Consider the following 18,710-nt stretch of genomic DNA (forward strand, 5'->3'; position numbering starts at 1 on the left):
CGGACAGCGGGCCGGGCCGGCCGCGTTCTTCCGGCCGAACGGGGTAGGGCGAAATCCAGCCGCACCCGACCGGCTACCGCGAAATCCGTCACCTCCGGTCATCGACAAGGGGCTCTCATGAGCAGTGAATTCCGGGTACGGGAACTCGTCCTGGGAATCGAGGGGCTGGCGCTCCTGCGCCACGCCGTGGACGGGGACGAGACGTTCCTGCGGGAACGCGTCGAGGACATCCGGCGCTTCGCGTCGGGTGACGGGCGGCTGCCGGACGGCGGCGCCGACGTCAGCGAACTCGACGCCGCCGAGGGCTACGCCTCCTGGTCGGCGGTGTACGACTCGCTGCCCAGCTCGTACATCGAGGTCGAGGAGCCCGTGCTGCACGGGATCCTCGACACCCTCCCCACGGGCACCGCCCTCGACGCCGCCTGCGGCACCGGTCGCCAGACCGGCGCCCTCGTCTCCCGCGGGCACCGCACCATCGGCGTGGACCAGTCGCCCGAGATGCTGGCCAGAGCCCGCGAGCGCGCCCCCGAGGCCGACTACCGGCTCGGGCACCTGGAGAAGCTGCCGCTCGACGACGACTCGGTCGATCTCGCGGTCTGCTCGCTGGCCATGACCCACCTGCCGGACCTCGCGGCGGGAGTGTCCGAGCTGGCCCGGGTGGTCCGGCCGGGCGGGCGGATCCTCGTCTCGGACATGCACCCCTTCGTCATCGCCCTGCAGGGACAGTGCCTCTTCGTGCACGGCTCCGACCGGCTCGCCTTCATCCGCAATCACGTCCACCTCCCCGGGCGGTACCTGGAGGCGTTCACCGGAGCGGGGCTGCGGGTGCGGGCCTGCCACGAACCGCTCTTCAACGGGCGCCTCGCGCCCGGCGGTTACGAGGAGTTCATCGCGGACGCGGCACGGGCGGCCTGGGACGGGCTGCCGATCGTCATCGTCTGGGACGTCGAAGTCCCCGCGTAGGTCCGGCGGGTCCGTAGGTTCACGAGGAGAGGAGAACGGTCCGATGGCCCTGGTCGTGGTGACCCACGCGGAGCGCCCCGAACTGTGGGACCGCATGCCGGAACGGTTCGCCGGCATCGTGCCCGAGTACAACCTGCACGGAGACGTCAACGACGCCTACTGGAACCGGCTGTTCGAGGAGTTCCCCGACTACCAGTTCGTCCTGTACGACGACGTGCGCGAGGTGGTGGCGGGCGCCGGACGCTCGCTGCCGCGCACCTGGGACGGCACGGCCGCCGACCTCGGCCCCGGCCTGGACGACTCCATCGCCCGGGCGTTCGCGGACCGCGCGGCGGGCCGGACCGCCGGCGCCCTGTGCGCGCTGGGCATCGAGGTCGCGGAGGACTACCAGCGCAAGGGGTTCTCCACCGTGCTCCTCGACGCGATGCGCCAAGTCGCGCGGCGGGCCGCCCTGGAGACGGTGCTGGTACCGGTGCGGCCCACCTGGAAGGACCGGTACCCGCTGGTGCCGATCGAACGGTACGCGGGCTGGCGGCGCGCGGACGGGGCCCCGCTCGACCCGTGGATCCGCACCCAGGTGGGTGCCGGCGGCACGATCGCCGGAGCCTCGGAACAGTCGTCGCGGATCACCGGCACGGTGGCCGAATGGGAGCGCTGGACCGGCCTCGCCTTCCCGGAGGACGGCGACTACGTCTTCCCGGGAGGCCTCTCCACGCTGCGGATCGAGCGTGCACGGGACCTCGGCTCGTACTGGGAGCCCGGGGTGTGGATCACCCACCCGGCCGCGGCGGAGGACCTGTCGGGCGTCACGCCGGTGGTCACGCCGTAGGCAGCCGCTCCCCGGCCCTGACGGCGGTCCACGCGAAGGCGGACATGAGCCGCACCTCGTCCGGACCGGCCTCGGGGCGGCGCTCGGGCGGCAGACCGGCGGGGCCGGCGGTGGCCACCGCCGCCTCCCGCAGCCGGGCGAGGGCGGCCGGCGGGACGTCGCCGGCGTGGCCGGGGTCGCCGGGGTCGCCGGACAGCCGGCGGGCGGCCTCGGCCGCCTGCCGGCCGAGCAGGAGGCAGTGGATCCACAGCTCCTCGGCGAAGCTCCGGCCGAACCGCCGCGCCACCTCCGACGCCAGGTCCTCCGGCATGTCCGCCGCCACCGCGTCGCGCACGGCCCGCTCCGGGATGCCGGTCGCCGGCAGGGCGTCGAGCCAGCGGTGGTGACCCCGGCCGCCGTCCGGGCCGTGCTCCTGGCCGACCAGCCGGACGTAGCCCTCGCCGTACCGCATGTACGGGATCCACCCCGGCTCCTCCAGGACGCGGCCCCGCTCCAGCAGCGGTGCGGCGTCGGCGGCGTCCACGGGGCAGACGGCGAGCCGGATCCCCTGGGTGGCATGGCCGTTGATGCTGCTGGTGCCGATGTGCTCCACCACGTTGGGCACGGCGATCAGACTCATCCGGCCGCGCTCGCGGAAGAAGACCGAGAAGAGCTCGTCGTCGTGGCGCTCGGCGCTGCCGGTGGCGAACCGGCGGAAGTCCTCCACCGTGTCGAGCGGCAGACAGACGGCGAGGGACGGCGTGAACTCGTCCGGCACCGCCCGCACCCAGGAGGCTCCGGCGAGCGCGGCGAGCCGGGCGGCGCCGCCGTTGCGCGCGTGCCAGTTGGTGTAGAACACCAGGGCCTCGTCGGGGAACCGGGTGGCCGCGCGGCCGACGAGCGCCACCATGTCCTCCGGGGCGGAGACGTCGTCCTGGACGACGAGGTGATGGCTCCCCCCGGAGTCCGCCGCCGCCCAGGCGACCAGGGCCGTCCGGAGCGCCGACGGCGGGCCGTCCGGCTCCGGATCGAGCGCCAGGCCGTCCAGCCCGAGCCGCTCGGCCAGCTCGCGGGCCTGAACCAGGCGTACCGGGTGGGTCATGACCGCCGAACTCACGCGCACCGTCGGTACCACAGCTCTCCCTCGCTCCGGGGTCCTCGCGTCATGGTGGCAGGAGCCGCCCACGGCGGAAAGACCGCGACGCGACCTCGGCCGGATTCCACAGGGTCGGGGCCGGGAGCGGGGCCGGGGCCGGGGTCGGGCCGGGGCCGGGGTCAGGGCCCGTGGCGACCCCTCCAGTGCGAGGTCGCGCGAGGCTCGGCGTCCGTCCGGTGGGGCAGGTCGGCCTGCTGCGGCGGCCCGCCGCCGTCGTCCACCGACGGGCCCGCGGACCGTCGCCGCGGTACGGCCAGGGCGAGGAGCGACAGCCAGCCGACCGCGAGGAGCCCGTCCAGGTACAGGGCAGGCACGAGCGGCGTCCGCCCGTCGACGTGCACGGCCACCACCGCACCGGCTCCGAGCACGGCGGCAACCCCAACGGCCAGACAGCGTACGGCCCTTCGCATCCCGCCTCCCATGTCGACCGGTCCTGCGGCAGCGAACCCGGCTGCTCGGGAGGAACAGTGAACGGCAGTCCGGGGCCTGCTGTGACGACGTATTCAGGACAGATTGGAGTAGACCAGTAGTGATCACACGAACCATGTCGGGCGCATCGCGCACGAGACCGGTGAACCCGGCGGGGGCGACGTTTCCGGAGTCCGGGGGCCAACGGTGCGCCGCCGACGGCCCGGGGGCCCGTCGGCGGCGTCACTCGCGGTGGGTTCGCTCCCCGGTCCACTTCTCGCTACTGGTTGCCGTGGCCGCCGGGCCGGTGCGCAGTGCCAGGTCGTGACGGCCGGCCGGGGCCGCGGGAACGGGGACGCCCCGGGGCCCCGGTGATCGCTGCCCGTTTCCGGGAAGGGGCGTCCGGGGTTCAAAGGGCGCGGCGTCGCCGGTTGTCCTGCTCGCGCTTGCGTTTGGCTTGTTTGGGGGTCAGCAGGCCGGCCTGGACCTTCCGCCTGAGCTCGGCGTTGCGAGTCGCGCGGTCGACGTCGTCCTTGACGTCGGAGTCCGCGCGTTGTTTCGGCAGGACTGCGGTCTGCCACGTTCCGTCCGCGAGCGCGGCCATCACCTGGCGTCGAAGCTCGGACCAGCGCTGATGGTTGTTCCGCCAGGTCGGATCGAGGGTGCGGCTACCGAACTCCTCACCGTACGGGTCGAGGGAACGGCGGACGAAGGCGTACTCGCCCGGGTGCCGGCGGGCGAGTTCGGCCTGGACCTCGGGCTCGATGCCGGCCCACGGCTCCTTGCGCTTGAGGTCCCACCGGGCCACTTCCTTGGACAGCCTCCGGACGGTGCGCTCGTACTCGGCCAGGCGCTGGAGCACGGCGACGAAGAACCGTCGGTTGTTCAGGGTCCGCATGGCCTCGGCGTGCCCCAGTACATGCAGATCGATCTCGAGGTCGCCCAACGCGCGTGCGGAGACGGCGTGGGCCCGGGGCGTGCACTCCTCCAGCAGTTCCAGCAGGGCCTGGTGCCAGCGGCGCAGCAGAAGGGGGTGCCGCAGCAGGGTGTTGCGGGCATCCTGCTGGTTGATGTCACGGGCCACCGCGCTGCGGAAGGGCTCCCACGGCGCCTTGATCAGCATGGAGACCGCGGTGGTGAGCGGGGCGTCGATCGCTCCACTCGCGGCGGCCATCTCGATTGCGTGCAGGCCGTCCCTGGCGTCCGGGGGTTTGGGAACGTGCGCGGCGATTCCGGCCTTTCCGCAGAGGGCCTCCCTGATCAGGTCGCCTTCCTCGGTGAAGTGCCGGCGCAGCCACCGCTGGGCGACGTGGACGGCGTCGAGGTGGTCACGGACATCCTCGCGGGAGCGGTGAACCTCCAGCCTGTAGTCGTTGGCCAGAGCGCGTGCTTCGGCCAGGGCCCGGCGGACCCACCGCAGCCGGTTCTCGTTCGCCTCGACCCGAGGGTCCCGCTGGTACGAGAGCCGCTCCACGGCGACCTGGAGCTCACCCTCGGCGAACAACAGCGCGTCCACCCAGTCCAGGTGCATCTCCAGCGACCGCAGCCACGCTCTGGTGCTGCGCCGGACGGGAGGGCGCGTGGCGTCGGCGATCGCCGTCCGCACGAGCACTTCGAAGTCCGACTCTGCGGCCTCGGCGACGACACCGGTCGGTAGACGTCCGCAGTCCGCGACGGACAGGCCCCTCGATTCCACACGGCCACCCTTCTGCACCACGCCACCGTCTGCGGCTCTTCGTCAGGAACTCTAGAACACGCCTATGACACCCAGTCACCGAATTGTGACACTGTGGCGCGAAGCATTGCCTGCTCGGTGCCGCCGGCGGCGAGAGGTCCTGATGGCAGGCTTCCTGGGTGCGGGCCCGGCCGGCCGCCCCTCGCGACTCGAACGTGCGGGCCCCGGACGTTGCGCTGCGGCGGGGGCCAGGGCGCGGGCCGATTAGGCTGAGTAGGTGACTCTTCAGCCGCCTCGTCCTCTCACGGCCGCAGCCGCGCGGGCCCTCCACCGCCTGCACGGTGCCGACATCTCCGCCGGCATGGGCGAGCGGGAGCTGGACGCCGTGGAGGCGCGGTTCGGCTTCCGGTTCGCTGCCGACCACCGGGTCTTCCTGGGGGCGGGGCTTCCGCTGGGGGAGGGCTGGCCCGACTGGCGCGACGGCGATCCGGCCGTGCTGCGGGAGCGCCTCGACCGGCCGGTCGAGGGCACGCTCTTCGACGTCCGTCACAACGGCTTCTGGCATCCGGCGTGGGGCGAGCGGCCGCAGGAGGCCGAGGCCGCGGTGAGGGTCGCGCGGTCCTTCCTGGCCGATGTCCCCCAGCTCGTCCCGGTCTTCGGCCACCGCTACCTGCCGGGGATTCCCGGACAGGTCGGACACCCGGTCCTGTCGGTCCACCAGACCGACATCATCTTCTACGGGGCCGACCTCACCGACTACCTCCGCCACGAGTTCGCCGGCCTGCCCGGGCAGTTGGACTCCGCCCGTGCCACTGTCCCTTTCTGGTCCTACGTTCTCGCGGAGAACAACGGCACCCCGCGTCCGGCCCTCTGCACGACGCCGTACGACCCCTGCGCCCGCACCTCGCGGGAGGCGCTCACCGACCTGCGGATGCTGGCTCTCGAACGTGTCCTGGGACGCCGCGTCAGCGCGGATCAGCTGATCCGGGCCGGCCTGGTGGCGCTCGTTCTGGATGTCGACACGCCCTCGCTGCGGTTGCTCGCCGGGCTCGGGCGTTCCGAGGAGCCGGAGGCGGCCCAGCTCTTCGACCAGGTGATGGACGAGCTCGATCTGCTGGCGGACGCCCCCACGGAGGAACGCGAGATCCGCTGGGAGCTCGCCCGCTGGTGGCTCACCCTGATCGTGAAGGGCGGCATGCACCCGGCCATCGGCGCCGACCTCCTGGGCCACGAGGTGTGGTCAGCGCTCGGCCACCCCGATGCGCTGCAGCCGATCGTCAGCGAGGGCATCCAGTACGAGGATTGGAGCCCCGCCGTCGCCGAGTCGAAGGAGGCCATCGCCGCGAGGATCGTCGCCGAGGCCGCACGACTGCTCGCCGGCCCCTGGCCACCAGCCCTCTGACGCCTGTTCCGCCGGCGCTACTTCTGCCAGCCGATGGTCTCGGGCAGCGGGCTGTAGAAGATGGTGGCACCGACGTTGGCGAGGCCCTTGCGGATGCCGTAGGTGGAGGGGCCGCTGTAGAGCGGCAGGAAGGCGTACTGCTGGAGGGCCTTCCGCTCGACCTTGTTGACGGCGGCGATCTGCTGGCCGAGGTCGGCGATCTCTCCGGTGGCGCGGATCTCCTTGTCCAGCTCGGGGGTGCCGGAGCCGGTGATGTTGGAGTCACGGTCCGAGCAGTAGAAGTCGCACAGGTACCGGGCGCCGAAGGGGTCCGTCGAGCGGTTGCCGGAGATGAACAGGTCGAAGCGGCGGTCGCTGAGCACCTTGGAGAAGTCGTTCTCGGAGACCTTGTTGACGTCCACCTTCACGCCGACGGCCTTGAGCATCGCGGTGAACGCTCCGGCGGTGGCCTTCTCGATGGGGCCGTCGCCGAGCAGGGTGTAGCCGAGTTCGAGCTGCTTGCCGTCCTTGGCGCGGATGCCGTCGGCCCCGGGCTGCCAGCCGGCCGCGTCCAGGGTCTTCCGGGCCTCCTCCGGGTCGTACTTCAGCACGGTGGCGACGTTGTCCTGGTAGCCCTGCTGGAAGCTGTAGAGCACTGCCGAGCCGGGCAGCGGCTCGGTGTAGTCGAGGCCCTGGAAGCGGATCTTCGCTATCTGCGTGCGGTCGATGCTCTCCTGCACCGCCTTGCGGACCTGGACGTCGCCGAGGAGCGGGGACTTGGTGTTGAGGTACAGCGCGTACTCGAAGGGACTGCCGCCGCTGCGGATCCCGGCGTCCTTGACCGTCTTCACCTGCTTGAGGTTCTCGGCGGTTCCGACGGGGGCGTAGTCGATTTCGCCGTTCTTGAAGGCGTTGATCGAGGCGGCGCTCTCCAGGTTGACGTAGACGCGCTTGTCGAGCTTGCCCGTCCGGCCCCACCAGGTGGGGTTGCGCACGAAGGTGATGTTGCCGGAATGCTCGTCCCAGGTGCCCACGGTGTACGGTCCGGTGCCCCATTCGGGGTGGGCCGTCTTGACGTACGCCTTGTTGAAGTTGTCGACGGTGGCGGCCTGGGGGTGCAGGAAGGTGGTGAACAGCGCGGACCAGGAGGCGTTGACGCCCTTGAAGGCGATGACCGCCTGCTTGTCGTCCGTGCCCCGGGTGACGGAGGTGATGCGGTCGTAGCCGTCGGTGGAGGAGGCCGCGTAGTCCTTGTCCGAGCCGTTGTTGGCCTTCCAGGTGGCCTCGATGGCCCGCCAGTCGATCGGGGTGCCGTCGTTGAACACGGCCTTGGGGTTGAGGGTGATGACGACCTTCTGGTCGCCGCCCTCGACGGTGACCTTCACGTCGCTGTAGTAGTCCGGGTTGTACTGGACCTCGCCGGTGGGCGAGTAGGTGATGGCGTCGGCGTTGTACCAGGACCAGATCCGCAGCGCGTTCAGGGTGCCGTTGACGTTGAAGGGGTTGCCCTGTTCGTCGAAGGTCCCCGCGGAGGTGTAGGTGCCGCCGTCCTTGATGTTCTCGTACGGCTGGGGGTTGTAGTCGGTGACCGAGGACGCGACCTGGGCGGTGTTCTTGGCGTCCTGCCCGGGGGAGCCGCTGGGGGAGCCGCCGGAGGAGGACGAGGAGGAGCACGCGGTGGCGGCGACCGAGACGGCCGCGGCGAGCGCGAGGGGCAGGGCGAGCTTGCGACGCATGGGATGTCCTTGGTGGTAATCGGCGAGAAGGGGAAGGGTGGGGCGGGATGAGGCGGTGCGGGGTGGCGGGTGTCAGACCGCGTGGCAGGCGTACTGGTGGTCGGCGCCGCCCGGGGTGCCGACGGTCGCCGGCCGTTCGGTGCGGCAGCGCGTCCGTACGCTCTCGTCGGCCTCCCGGTGGAGCGGGCAGCGGTCGACGAACACGCAGCCCTGCGGCAGCCGGGCGGCGCTGGGCTGCTCGCCCGCGAGGACGATGCGCTCGCGGTGGCGCTCGCGTTCCGGGTCGGGGACCGGGATCGCCGACAGCAGGGCCTTCGTGTACGGGTGCCGGGGCCGGGCGAAGATCTCCTCGGTGGCGCCGGATTCGACGACGTGTCCGAGGTACATCACCGCGATGCGGTCGGAGAAGTAGCGCACCACGGCCAGGTCGTGCGCCACCACCAGGTAGGCCAGGCCCAGTTCGCGCTTCAGCCGGGCGAGCAGGTTGATGATCTCGGCCTGCACGGAGACGTCCAGGGCGGACAGCGGCTCGTCCAGGACCAGCAGCCTTGGCTCGCGGGCCAGGGCGCGGGCGATGCCGACGCGCTGGCGCTGGCCGCCGGACAGGGCGGCGGGGAAGCGGTCGCCCATGGCGCGGTCCAGGCCCACCAGGTCGAGGAGCCGGGTGACCCGGGAGCGGATGGCCGTCCGGTCGGCGCCGGCGGCCTGGAGCGGTTCGGCCAGCAGGTCGAAGACGGTCAGCCGGGGGTCCAGGGCGTCCGTCGGATCCTGGAGGACGATCTGGACCTCGCGCCGCAGTTCGCGCACCTGGGCGGCCGACCGCAGCGTGGCGACGTCGGTGCCGGCCACTTCGACGCGCCCGCCCTCGGGGGCGCGCAGCCGCAGCACCTCGCGCAGCGTGGTGGTCTTGCCGCTGCCGGACTCCCCGACCAGGCCCAGGGTCTCGCCCGCACGCAGTTCGAAGCTGACGTGGTTGACCGCGTGCAGGGTCCCCACCCGGCGCTTGAGCAGGGCCCCCTTGGTGACGGGGAAGGTCTTGACCAGGTCCTCGACGCGCAGGACCACGTCGCCGGCGGTCCGCTCCCCGGACGCGGCCGGTGGCACGGGGGCGGCCGCCCCGACGGGGTCGAGGCTTCCGTCGGCGATCTCCTGCGCGCGGTGGCAGGCGGCGCGCCCGCGCTGCCCGGCCGGTGCGGTCAGGTCCGGCGCGGTCGAGTCCGCTGCGGTCGAGTCCGGCGTGGTCAGGTCCGGCGCGGTCAGGTCCGGTTCGGTGGTCCGGCACACGTCCCGGGCCACCGTGCAGCGGGGCGCGAAGGGGCAGCCGCCGGGCAGGCCGACCAGGGACGGCGGCTCTCCGCCGACCGGGACCAGGGGCCGTTGGACGCCGCCGTCCACGGTCGGGATGCTGGCCAGCAGGCGGGCGGTGTAGGGCATCGTCGGACGGCGGAAGAGCTCGTCGACGCTCGCGTGCTCGACGATCCGTCCGGCGTACATGACGGCGACGTCGTCGGCGTGGCCGGCCACCACGCCCAGGTCGTGGGTGATCAGGACGAGACCGGCGCCGGTCTCGCGCTGGGCCAGGCGCAGCACGTCGAGGATCTGGGCCTGGACGGTGACGTCGAGCGCCGTGGTGGGCTCGTCGGCGACGAGCACCGAGGGCTTGTTGGCGATGGCCAGCGCGATGACGACGCGTTGGCGCATGCCGCCGGAGAACTCGTGCGGGAACGCCTTGGCGCGTTCGCGCGGGTCGGGGATGCCGACCAGGTCGAGCAGTTCCACCGCCTGCTCCCAGGCGTCCTTCCTGGACAGCTCCCGGTGCACGCGCAGGGCCTCGGAGAGCAGCCGGCCGACGCTGAAGATGGGCGTGAGCGCGGACATCGGGTCCTGGAAGACCATGCCGATGTCCTTGCCGCGCACCCGGGAGAGCTCCTTGTCGCCCATGGCGGCCAGGTCGCGGCCGCCCAGCAGGATCCGGCCGCCGAGCCGCGCGGTGGGCGGCAGCAGGCCCATGACGGCGAGGGCGGTGGCGGACTTGCCGGAGCCGGACTCGCCGACGATGCCCAGGGTGCGCCCGGGCAGGAGGTCGAAGTCGACGCCGCGCACGGCCTCCACCGGTCCGGCCTCGGAGGGGAAGGAGACGCGCAGGTCGCGTACGGACAGGACGGGTGCGGGCCCGGCGGGGCCGGTGAGGCCACTGGGTTCGGTGAGGCCGGTGGGCCCGGGCGTGGGCCCGGTGCGGTGGGCGGGTGCGAGGGTCATCGTCGGCCTCCGGCCGCGCCGGTGGTGGACGTGGGGTCGAGGGCGTCGCGCAGGCCGTCGCCGACGAAGGTCATCGAGACGGTGAGCAGTACGGTCAGCCCGGCGGGGAAGGCGAAGAGCCAGGGGGCGCTGGTGATGGTGCCCGCGCCGTCGGCGAGCATCGTGCCCAGCGACACGTCGGGGGTCTGGACGCCGAAGCCGAGGAAGGACAGCGCGGTCTCGCTGAGCACGGTGGAGACCACGCCCAGGGTGAGGTTGACGATGAGCAGGGAGCCCAGGTTGGGGATGATGTGGCGCACCACGATGCGCAGGGGGCGCACGCCCATGAACTCCGCGGCGCGCACGTAGTCGCGTTCGCGCAGGGACGTCGACACCGACCAGACCACGCGGGCGGTGGACATCCAGCCGAACACCGTCAGGACGAGGACGAGGACCCGCCAGTCGCCCGCCAGCCGGTGCGAGACCAGGGCGAGGATCAGGAAGGAGGGCACGATCAGCAGGAAGTGGATGAGGGCGAGGGTGGCCTTCTCCACCCGGCCCCCGAAGTAGGCGGCGCCCGCGCCGACGACCGCGGAGATGGCGACGGTCAGGACGGAGACGGTCACGGCGATCACCAGCGAGCGCTGGAGGCCGTGCACCGCGGCGGCGTAGACGTCGTTGCCGCCCTGGTTGGTGCCGAACCAGTGCTCGGCGCCGGGGGACTGGGTCAGGGCCGAGAAGTCGGTGTCCGCGTAGCCGTACGGGGTGAACAGGTCGCCGAGCGCACTGAACAGCACGAGCAGCAGGAAGAACACCACGCCGGCGACCGCGGTCCGGTTTCGCAGGAAGCGCCGCAGGTAGAGGCGGCGCCGTCCCAGGTAGCGACCGTCGTGCAGGTCGTGCCGGTCATGTCCGTCGCGCACGCCTCGCTCGTCCCGCCCGTCCCGCCCGTCGTGCCCGTCCTGCTCGGTGAGCAGCGGACCGGCGGCCGGCCCGGGTGCGGTGGCCGGGACGCCTTCGGCGGTCGCGTCGGGACTCACAGGGGTCACAGGGGTCACGGGGGTACTCATCTCAGCTCACCCGCACTCTCGGGTCGAGAAGAACGGTGGCGATGTCCGCGAGGATCGCGCCGACCGCGGTCAGGGCGGCGGCGAAGGCGGCGGTCGCCACGGTGCCGTGCACGTCGTTCTTGCTGATGGTCTGGATGAAGTACTGGCCCATGCCGTTCCAGCCGAAGATCGTCTCCGTGAGGACCGCGCCGGTGAAGACGGCCGGGATGCTGAAGGCCACGGACTGGGCGGTGGGGATCAGAGCGGTGCGCAGGGCGTGCCGGCGGATCGCCCGGGCGCGGGTGAGCCCGGTGGCCCGGGCGGTGCGCACGAAGTCGGAGCCGATGACGTCCAGCAGCAGGGAGCGCTGGGTGAGGTGGTAGCCCACGTACCCCGTCAGGGTGAGCGTCAGCGTCGGCAGGATCAGGTGCAGCAGCCGGTCGCCGATCGTCGCCCAGAACCCTTCCACGTCGGGCGAGTTCTCCCCCGCGACGTACAGGAAGTGCCAACCCGCCTGTTCGTTCAGCCGGATGGCCAGCAGCACCAGGGCGAGGGCGGCGATGGACACCGGGACGTTGAAGAGCGCCATGGACAGGGCCTGGGCGGCCCGGTCCCGCCAGCCGTACTGGCGCGAGGCGGTGTGGACCGCGAGCGCGACGCCGACGACGACGGACAGGACCGTCGCGCCGATCACCAGTTCGGCGCTGACCAGGGAGCGGTAGCCGATCTCCCCGTTCACCCGGACCCCGACGGGGGAGCGGCCCCAGTCGAAGTGCAGGACCACCCCGGTCAGCCAGTCCCACCAGCGGTGGAGCAGCGGCTCGTGCGGGTCGAGGTTGTAGGGGGCCAGGGCCCGGAAGATCTGCTCCTCGGTGCGGACCGGGCGCAGCTCCTTGAAGTTCGAACGCGGGTCGAGGAACCAACTGGCCAGGAAATACGTGGCGTTGGTGGCCACGGCGATCACCAGGAACCAGCCCGCCGCCCTGCGTGTCACGTACCGGAGCACGGACGGCACCTCCCCACCGGATGCGGCGGGTGCGGCTGGGGAGCGCCGGGTCTGGGGGAACTGGGCATGCGGATGGAACTTCCTCGATCCAAGGGGTGCTTGCACGACCGTGCAGAAGCCAGTCTGTGTGCGAGCGACAGGTGGCGCCAGGGATCAGGGCATGTGGACACGAAGACGAAACGCCCCCGCAGCACGCGGAGGTGTTCGCGTCACAATTCGTTGAATTCGCAGGTGGGAGAGGCCACAGTGGCTGCCGGGTCCCGGAGGCGTGCGCGGCCCCGGGGCCCGGCAGCGGGGCTGGGAGACCCCAGCCGAGCGCCTGGCTACCGGGCTGCCCGTCACGCCTTGGGCGACTTGTAGATGGTGGCGGCCATCGCTCCCAGTTGCTTGTTGGCCTTGAGCGCGAGGTCGATGGCATCGCTCACGGAGTCACTGGGCACCGGAATGTTGTTCACGTAGATCGCGAAGGCGTAGCGGTGGCCGTCCTTCGCATCGACATAGCCTGCGAGTGCCTTCGTGCCGAGAGCCAGCTTGCCCTGGTAGGAACTGACCAGGGTGCCGGTCTTCGCACGGATGTGTCCTGCGGCGGGATCGGTGTGCTCGATGACGTCGGCAAGCGAGCCGTCGACGCCCATGCTCGGCATGGAGTCGTAGAAGACGTCGAAGTCGTCCTGTCGTGCCAGGTGCCGCAGCAGCGCCACCTGGGCGGTCGGCGTCGCCTTGTCGCCGGGGAGGCCCTGGGCGTCGACGAGGCTCACCGAATTCGGATCCACGCCTGCGCGAGCGAGGAACTCCTTCTCGATCTTCATGCCGTCCGCATAGGTTCGTTGCCCCTCGTGTGCTGCCATCAGCGGCGGCAGAAGGTTCGCCCCGAGGTTGTGGCTGACCTTGTTGATCAGCTTTGCGTACTCCTTGAAGGGCGGAGACGTGTAGGTCGCCGATACCGGCAGCGAGCTCACTTCCGCCGACGGAGGAAGCTTGCTGTCGGGGTTCGCTCCCAGCGAGGGGGCGGATACGCTGACGCCGTTTCTGGCGAGTGCCTCGATGAGGACGGTGCGGGCGAACGCCGCCGGGTCGGGAACCTGGTAGGTCGTCACGAAGGGAGCCTTCGCGTCCGCGGGCACGGAGCCTCGCACCCGAATGTGACCAGGACTCACGCTTTCGGTCGTCACCGCCGGCTTGCTTCCGGCGGGCGTGGTCGTCACCTGCGCGTCGACGCCGAAGGCGGCCGTCTTCGGGCGCCAGTCGACCTTGGCCGGCTCGCCGGGTGCGCCCGGCGTGATGAGCACGTCGATCAGGTTGTCGTTGACGACGGTCGGAGTGACCGGCACCCCGCCGATCGACACCGGATCCCAGAGTCGGTTGTCGATCACCACGTCGCCGTCGACATGGCGGACTCCACTGGCCGCGACCTGTCGAGCCAGCTCGTCGACACCCGCCAGCGGATCCTCTCCGGTGATGGTCGCCATGCCGGGTACGGCGTTGGCGTCGTAGTGGTCGAAGTCGGGGACGTCCAGTCCGCCCGACGCGGTGGTCCGCCCACCGAGTGCCAGATCGCCGCTCCCGACCAGGATGAGATCGCCGGAGAGCCGCCCGTCCGCGGAGACCGTACCCGAATGCACCACGGGCGTACGGAAGCGATGGTCGTCGCCCAGGACGTCGAGCGCAGCACTGACCGCGAAGGTCTTGGCCGTCGAACCGGTCATGAACCGGGAATCGGCGCCCTTGGACTGGACGACCTTCCCCGTCTGCAGATCGGCGACCTGCAGGCCCCACTGGCCCGACGACCACGGCGCGGCACTCATGAGCTTCTGCAGGTCGGCGCTCACCCGTGCGGCACCCGGTGCCGGAGAGGCCGAGTTGTCCGTGGAGTTGTGGGAGCACGCCGTCATCGCCACGGCAGCCGTCATCGAAGCGGCGAGCGCCAGGGCTGCACGCCGTCGTACCCGAGGTGCCCTGATTCCGGAGAGGGAGTTGCTTGACATTCGTTCTTTCCTGTTCGACTTTCGCGCTCGATCGAACGCTTCCGGCCCGGCTGCTGCGCGGCGGCTAGGACTTCCGGCCCGTGCCGATGGCGATGCTGCCGTTGCGGGTCCGGACGGCCACGGAATGGCCGCTCGCGTCGTCCTTCGTGACGTTCACGGTGACGTCGCCCTTCTTCGCGGCCGTGCGGACCGCGTACTTCGATTCCGGCAGGCCCAGCACGACGTCGCCGTCCCTGCTCTGCACGTCGACCAGGTCGGGCACGGCGGCCAGGCCCAGGTCGACGTGGCCGTTCCGCGACGTGACGCTGACGGACCGGGCGGAGATCCCGTCGCCCTCGATGCTTCCGTCGCCGCCTTCCAGGGCCAGCTCGGCTCCGTGGAGATCCGACAACCGGACGTCGCCGCCGGCGGTCCTGGCCGAGAAGTCCGCGGTGAAGCCGGTGGCCTCGATGCGCCCCTTGCCGCTCTCGGCGGTGACTGCGACGGCGCGCGGCACCTTCACGGTGTACTTCGCGCCGCAGTCCACCGAGATCCCCGTGCAGTCCAGCGAGAGCGTGAGCGTGCCCCCTTCGAGCTGCCAGCCGGACCCCACCTCCCCGCCGACCTTCCTGCCGCTGACCCGTCGTTCCACCTGAACGCCCTCGACGTCGGCGGCCACCAGCGCGAGGTCGGCGGCACCGGACTTGACGGTCAGGCTGCCACCGGCGAAGTCGAAGGACTTCGATTCCACGGTCGCGTCGGCCGATGGGCCGTCCGTGGTGCAGGCCGTGGCGGCGAGGCCGAGGAGCGCGGTTCCGCCGAAGGCGAGAAGCGTGCGCGTGGTCAGTTCCATCGAATTCTTCCTTCGTCAACGAACATGGTGGTGTGGATTCCCGCACCCCGGTTCACGAGCGCAGCGCCCGGACCGCGACCGTGCGCGACACCCGGGCCGCCTGCAGGACCAGCGCGAGGCAGGTGGTGACCAGCGTCCCGGCGGCGAGCGCCCCGAGCGTGGCCCAGGGGAGGCCCGCCAGGACCCGGACGACGTCGATCCGGGCCCCCAGGGCGATGGTGAGACTCGACACGGCGACGAACAGCGCGCCGAAGACGATCGCCGTCCCCGCGTAGATCGCCCCCTCGTAGACCATCGACCGGGTGACCACGCCCGGCCGCGCACCGGCCACCGTCACGACGGCGGAGTCACGGGTGCGCTCCCGTCCGACGAGGGCGATCACGGCGAGGCCCCCGACCCAGGACACGACGAAGACCCAGCCCAGCACGACCAGGATGTTGTCCAGCCCGGCGCTGCCTCCGGGCATGACCTTCCCCATCACCATGAAGAGGCCGACGAACGACAGGGAGAGCGCGAAGGGCAGCACCGTGGTGACGCTCCTCGTCGCGCGGGCCCGGCACGACTGCACGGCAAGGTGCCAGGCGACGCCGCGCGAGGGCACCAGCGCCGTCCAGAGCTTCATCAGCGGGGTGAGCACCCACGGCCCCATCAGCAGCAGCAGGCAGACGAGGAAGAGGTTCCCGGCGAACGCGAAGGCCGTCCGCTGGGCGAGCCCGCCCTTGAGTTCGAGGCCCAGGCCGGGGACCCACATCCCGACCACACCGGCGAGCAGGCACAGGGCGAGGCCACCGCGGGCCACGCCCGGCCGCGCCGGGGGATCGGAGAAGTCCCGGAAGGCGCGCATCTCCGGCGTCCTGGCGGCCCGCCGGGTGACGCCCCAGCCGCCGAGCAGGCACGGAACCAGTCCGAACAGCACGCTCACGCCGACGTACCAGAACCGGAACCCGACCGAGGCCCCGTGCAGTTCGAGACCCGTCCCCTTCCACTGCGCGAGGGTGACACCCGCGACCAGCAGGGCGAGCGGTGCGGCCAGCGCGCCGGCCACCGCGCCCAGCACCACCAGCTCCGTCCGCAGGATGATCCTGACCCGGTGGCGCGGAATCCCGAGGATCACCCACAGGGCGTGCTCGCGCCGCTGGGTCGTCAGCGTCAGACCGACCGCGGAGGCGACGATGCCCACGGCGGCGAGCACGGTGAAGAAGACGATGTTGCCGCCGAGGGCGATCGACGCGGAGACCATCCGCGCGTCACCCGCCGCCCGCGCCGCCGAGACGGCGGTGAACATCGCGATGGCCGAGCCCGCCGAGCACGCCGCGCCGACCGTGGCGCACAGGAGCGTCCACCACCACATCGACGCCTGCAGGCGGATGTCCGACAGCACGAGCCGGATCACGACTCCTCCCCGCCCGCCTCGTCCGCCGACTGCGCCGCGAGGACGGCGTCGCCCACCGCGCGGGAGTCGCCACCGGGGATGACGGCGTGTACCCGCCCGGACCCCATCACCACGACCTGATCGGCCCGCGCGGCCGCATGAGGGTCGTGGGTGACCATGAGCACCGTGCTCCCCTGCGCGGGAAGCGCCTGCAGCCAGTCGAGCACCACATGACCCGACTTGATGTCGAGCGCACCCGTCGGCTCGTCGGCGAAGACGATCCGCGGCTGGTTCGCCACCACCCGGGCCACCGCGACGCGCTGGCGCTCGCCACCGGAGAGGCGGTCGGGGCGTCGCCGCGCGTGCTTGGCGATGCCGAGCCGCGCCATGGCGTCCTCGACCCGCGCCCTGGGCACCCGGCGGCCGGCGAGCCGCGCCGGCAGGGCGATGTTGTCCTCGACCGTCAGCGAGCTGACGAGGTTGTACTCCTGGAAGACGAAGCCGATGTTCTCGCTGCGGAACGCGGCCTGCTTGCGGGGGCTGAGCGAGCGGACGTCCGTCCCGAGGATCTCGACGGACCCCGCGGTCGCCCGCTCCAGCCCGGCCGTGCAGAGCAGGAGCGTCGACTTGCCCGAACCGGAGGGGCCGACGACGGCGGTCAGCCGGCCTTCGGGAATCTCCAGGTCGATGTCGTGCAGGACGCGCGTCGTATCGCCCCGGCGGCCGGGAACGGGGAATTCCATCCGAAGGCCGCGCAAACGAATGCACGGCACGGGAGCGGTAGTGGAGAATGGCATGAACCAAGGAAAGCAAGGCCGGGCAGTGGAGTGCACGGGTGCCCGCACTGCTATTGGAGGTAGACTTGGATCTACCGTCCGACCCATCCGAACTGTGCGAAAATGTTGATCATGGCGCAGATTCGTGTTGCCCGGAGACTGCTGACCGAATTCGTCGCAGCGGCCGCCTTTCCGATTCTCCTGATTTCCGTTCTCGCTGCGCCGGTCTCGGTTCCGGTGGTGGCCGAACTGGACCGCTCCAGGGCGCAGTGGTGCGGAGTCCGGACGATGCCGCTGCGACCCGTCGACCGCAGCTGGCCGCAGTGGGTGGCCGGTCGGCTGCGGGCACGGTCGGTGTGGAAGACCGACCTGCCCGTGTTCGTCACCGCCGCGCTCCTGTCCGCGCTCTCGCTGTTGGTGGGCTTCTTCGGATTCGTCGGCGCTCTGGCGCTGGTTTTCTCCCCCGTCTTCTGGGGTTTCGGCATTGCCGCGAAAGTCGGCCCGTTCACCCCGGCCGCCCTGTGGGAAACCCTCGTGGCGGTGCCCGCGGGAATCGCCCTCGGTGCGGTCACCGTGGGCGCGCTGGCCGGCATCTCCCTGCTCCGCGACCTGCTCCTGCGGGCCTTCTCGGGGAGCCGGAACCCCGACCTGCTCGCGAAACTGGAGGAACTCCGCGCCAGCCGGGCCTCGCTGACGGCGGCCTTCGAGAACGAGCGCCGGCGCATCGAGCGTGACCTGCACGACGGCGCCCAGCAGGAACTCGTCGCCCTCGTCATGCGCCTGGGAATCCTGGAAGCCGCAGCGACGGCCACCGACCAGGAACGGATCGTCCAGCTGGCCCGCCAGGCCCAGGCCCAGGCGGAGCGCGCGCTCGAACGGCTGAGGGAGACGGTGCGCGACATCCACCCCAGCGAACTGAGCGATCTCGGTCTCGTCGCCGCCGTCCGCGAACTGGTGGCCAGATCACCGTTGCAGGTCGAACTGACCAGCACCGGTACGGACGCCTGGCTCTCCTCACCGATCGCCACGGCCGTGTACTTCACGGTCTCCGAGGCCCTGACGAACATCGCCAAGCACGCGGGCGTCGGGAGCGCCCGGATCGAGATGCGGTGCACCGAGAGCGGCGTCCGCGTCCGGGTGGGCGACGACGGCGCCGGCGGCGCGCGGATCAGCACCGGATCCGGGCTCTCCGGGCTGCGTGAGCGGATGCGAAGCGTCGGTGGGAACCTCGAAATCATCAGCCCGCCGGGCGGCGGAACGGAGGTCGTGGCATCCGCCCCGGCCCAACCCCCGTGGTGACGGAACTCGACAGGGAAAAGCGATGG

The 18,710-nt window shown here is 71.6% G+C and carries 15 protein-coding genes; 4 read left to right on the forward strand and 11 right to left on the reverse strand.

Features of this window, described 5'->3' with window-relative positions; translation table 11 throughout:
* The first annotated feature begins 117 nt into the window (after positions 1-117).
* Both ACGFSC_RS18935 and ACGFSC_RS18940 read left to right on the forward strand, forming a co-directional pair.
* A complete protein-coding gene (locus tag ACGFSC_RS18935; protein WP_359904656.1) occupies positions 118-963 on the forward strand; it encodes a class I SAM-dependent methyltransferase in 846 nt (281 codons plus the stop codon).
* 43 nt (positions 964-1,006) lie between these two features.
* Positions 1,007-1,792 (forward strand): N-acetyltransferase, encoded by a 786-nt coding sequence (locus tag ACGFSC_RS18940; RefSeq protein WP_359904659.1) that lies wholly within the window; start codon positions 1,007-1,009, stop codon positions 1,790-1,792.
* Here ACGFSC_RS18940 and ACGFSC_RS18945 read toward each other — a convergent pair.
* The 3 genes from ACGFSC_RS18945 to ACGFSC_RS18955 form a co-directional block, all read right to left on the reverse strand.
* On the reverse strand, positions 1,782-2,888 hold the full coding sequence (locus tag ACGFSC_RS18945) for a hypothetical protein (protein ID WP_359904662.1): 1,107 nt from the start codon (positions 2,886-2,888) through the stop codon (positions 1,782-1,784). The genes ACGFSC_RS18940 and ACGFSC_RS18945 overlap by 11 nt on opposite strands.
* Before the next feature lie 158 nt (positions 2,889-3,046).
* Positions 3,047-3,295, reverse strand: a complete 249-nt coding sequence (locus tag ACGFSC_RS18950) for a hypothetical protein (RefSeq protein WP_359904664.1) — start codon at positions 3,293-3,295, stop codon at positions 3,047-3,049.
* A 449-nt stretch (positions 3,296-3,744) separates the two neighbouring features.
* Entirely contained in the window at positions 3,745-5,031 is a 1,287-nt protein-coding gene (locus ACGFSC_RS18955) for a hypothetical protein (protein WP_359904667.1), read from the reverse strand.
* Between the two features lie 256 nt (positions 5,032-5,287).
* Between ACGFSC_RS18955 and ACGFSC_RS18960 the strand changes: the two genes are divergently transcribed.
* Entirely contained in the window at positions 5,288-6,412 is a 1,125-nt protein-coding gene (locus tag ACGFSC_RS18960; RefSeq protein ID WP_359904670.1) for a hypothetical protein, read from the forward strand.
* 17 nt (positions 6,413-6,429) lie between these two features.
* On the opposite strand, the gene ACGFSC_RS18965 is transcribed toward ACGFSC_RS18960, so the two are convergent.
* The 8 genes from ACGFSC_RS18965 to ACGFSC_RS19000 form a co-directional block, all read right to left on the reverse strand.
* Positions 6,430-8,127: an ABC transporter family substrate-binding protein gene (locus ACGFSC_RS18965; protein ID WP_359904673.1), complete on the reverse strand. Its 1,698-nt coding sequence runs from the start codon at positions 8,125-8,127 to the stop codon at positions 6,430-6,432.
* Between the two features lie 72 nt (positions 8,128-8,199).
* Positions 8,200-10,386: an ABC transporter ATP-binding protein gene (locus ACGFSC_RS18970; protein ID WP_359904676.1), complete on the reverse strand. Its 2,187-nt coding sequence runs from the start codon at positions 10,384-10,386 to the stop codon at positions 8,200-8,202.
* Positions 10,383-11,243 carry an ABC transporter permease gene (locus ACGFSC_RS18975; protein ID WP_359904731.1) on the reverse strand — a complete coding sequence of 287 codons (861 nt, stop codon included), beginning with the start codon at positions 11,241-11,243 and terminating at the stop codon, positions 10,383-10,385. The genes ACGFSC_RS18970 and ACGFSC_RS18975 overlap by 4 nt, the downstream gene beginning before the upstream one ends.
* Before the next feature lie 193 nt (positions 11,244-11,436).
* Positions 11,437-12,420, reverse strand: a complete 984-nt coding sequence (locus tag ACGFSC_RS18980) for an ABC transporter permease (protein ID WP_359904679.1) — start codon at positions 12,418-12,420, stop codon at positions 11,437-11,439.
* Positions 12,421-12,758: 338 nt separating this feature from the next.
* On the reverse strand, positions 12,759-14,249 hold the full coding sequence (gene dacB, locus ACGFSC_RS18985; RefSeq protein ID WP_359904682.1) for a D-alanyl-D-alanine carboxypeptidase/D-alanyl-D-alanine-endopeptidase: 1,491 nt from the start codon (positions 14,247-14,249) through the stop codon (positions 12,759-12,761).
* Positions 14,250-14,469: 220 nt separating this feature from the next.
* A complete protein-coding gene (locus tag ACGFSC_RS18990) occupies positions 14,470-15,237 on the reverse strand; it encodes a DUF4097 family beta strand repeat-containing protein (RefSeq protein ID WP_359904685.1) in 768 nt (255 codons plus the stop codon).
* Positions 15,238-15,289: 52 nt separating this feature from the next.
* Positions 15,290-16,630 carry an ABC transporter permease gene (locus ACGFSC_RS18995; RefSeq protein ID WP_359904688.1) on the reverse strand — a complete coding sequence of 447 codons (1,341 nt, stop codon included), beginning with the start codon at positions 16,628-16,630 and terminating at the stop codon, positions 15,290-15,292.
* Positions 16,627-17,352, reverse strand: coding sequence for an ABC transporter ATP-binding protein (locus ACGFSC_RS19000; protein WP_359904691.1), 726 nt, complete (start codon positions 17,350-17,352; stop codon positions 16,627-16,629). Before ACGFSC_RS19000 ends, ACGFSC_RS18995 begins: the two co-directional genes overlap by 4 nt.
* A gap of 321 nt (positions 17,353-17,673) precedes the next feature.
* On the opposite strand from ACGFSC_RS19000, the gene ACGFSC_RS19005 reads away from it, so the two are divergent.
* Complete coding sequence (locus ACGFSC_RS19005; protein WP_359904694.1) at positions 17,674-18,684, forward strand: sensor histidine kinase; 1,011 nt, start codon at positions 17,674-17,676, stop codon at positions 18,682-18,684.
* The last annotated feature ends 26 nt before the right edge of the window (positions 18,685-18,710 follow it).

This window comes from Kitasatospora sp. NPDC048715, from assembly GCF_043198905.1.
GTDB classification, from domain to species: Bacteria; Actinomycetota; Actinomycetes; order Streptomycetales; family Streptomycetaceae; genus Kitasatospora; species Kitasatospora lactacystinica.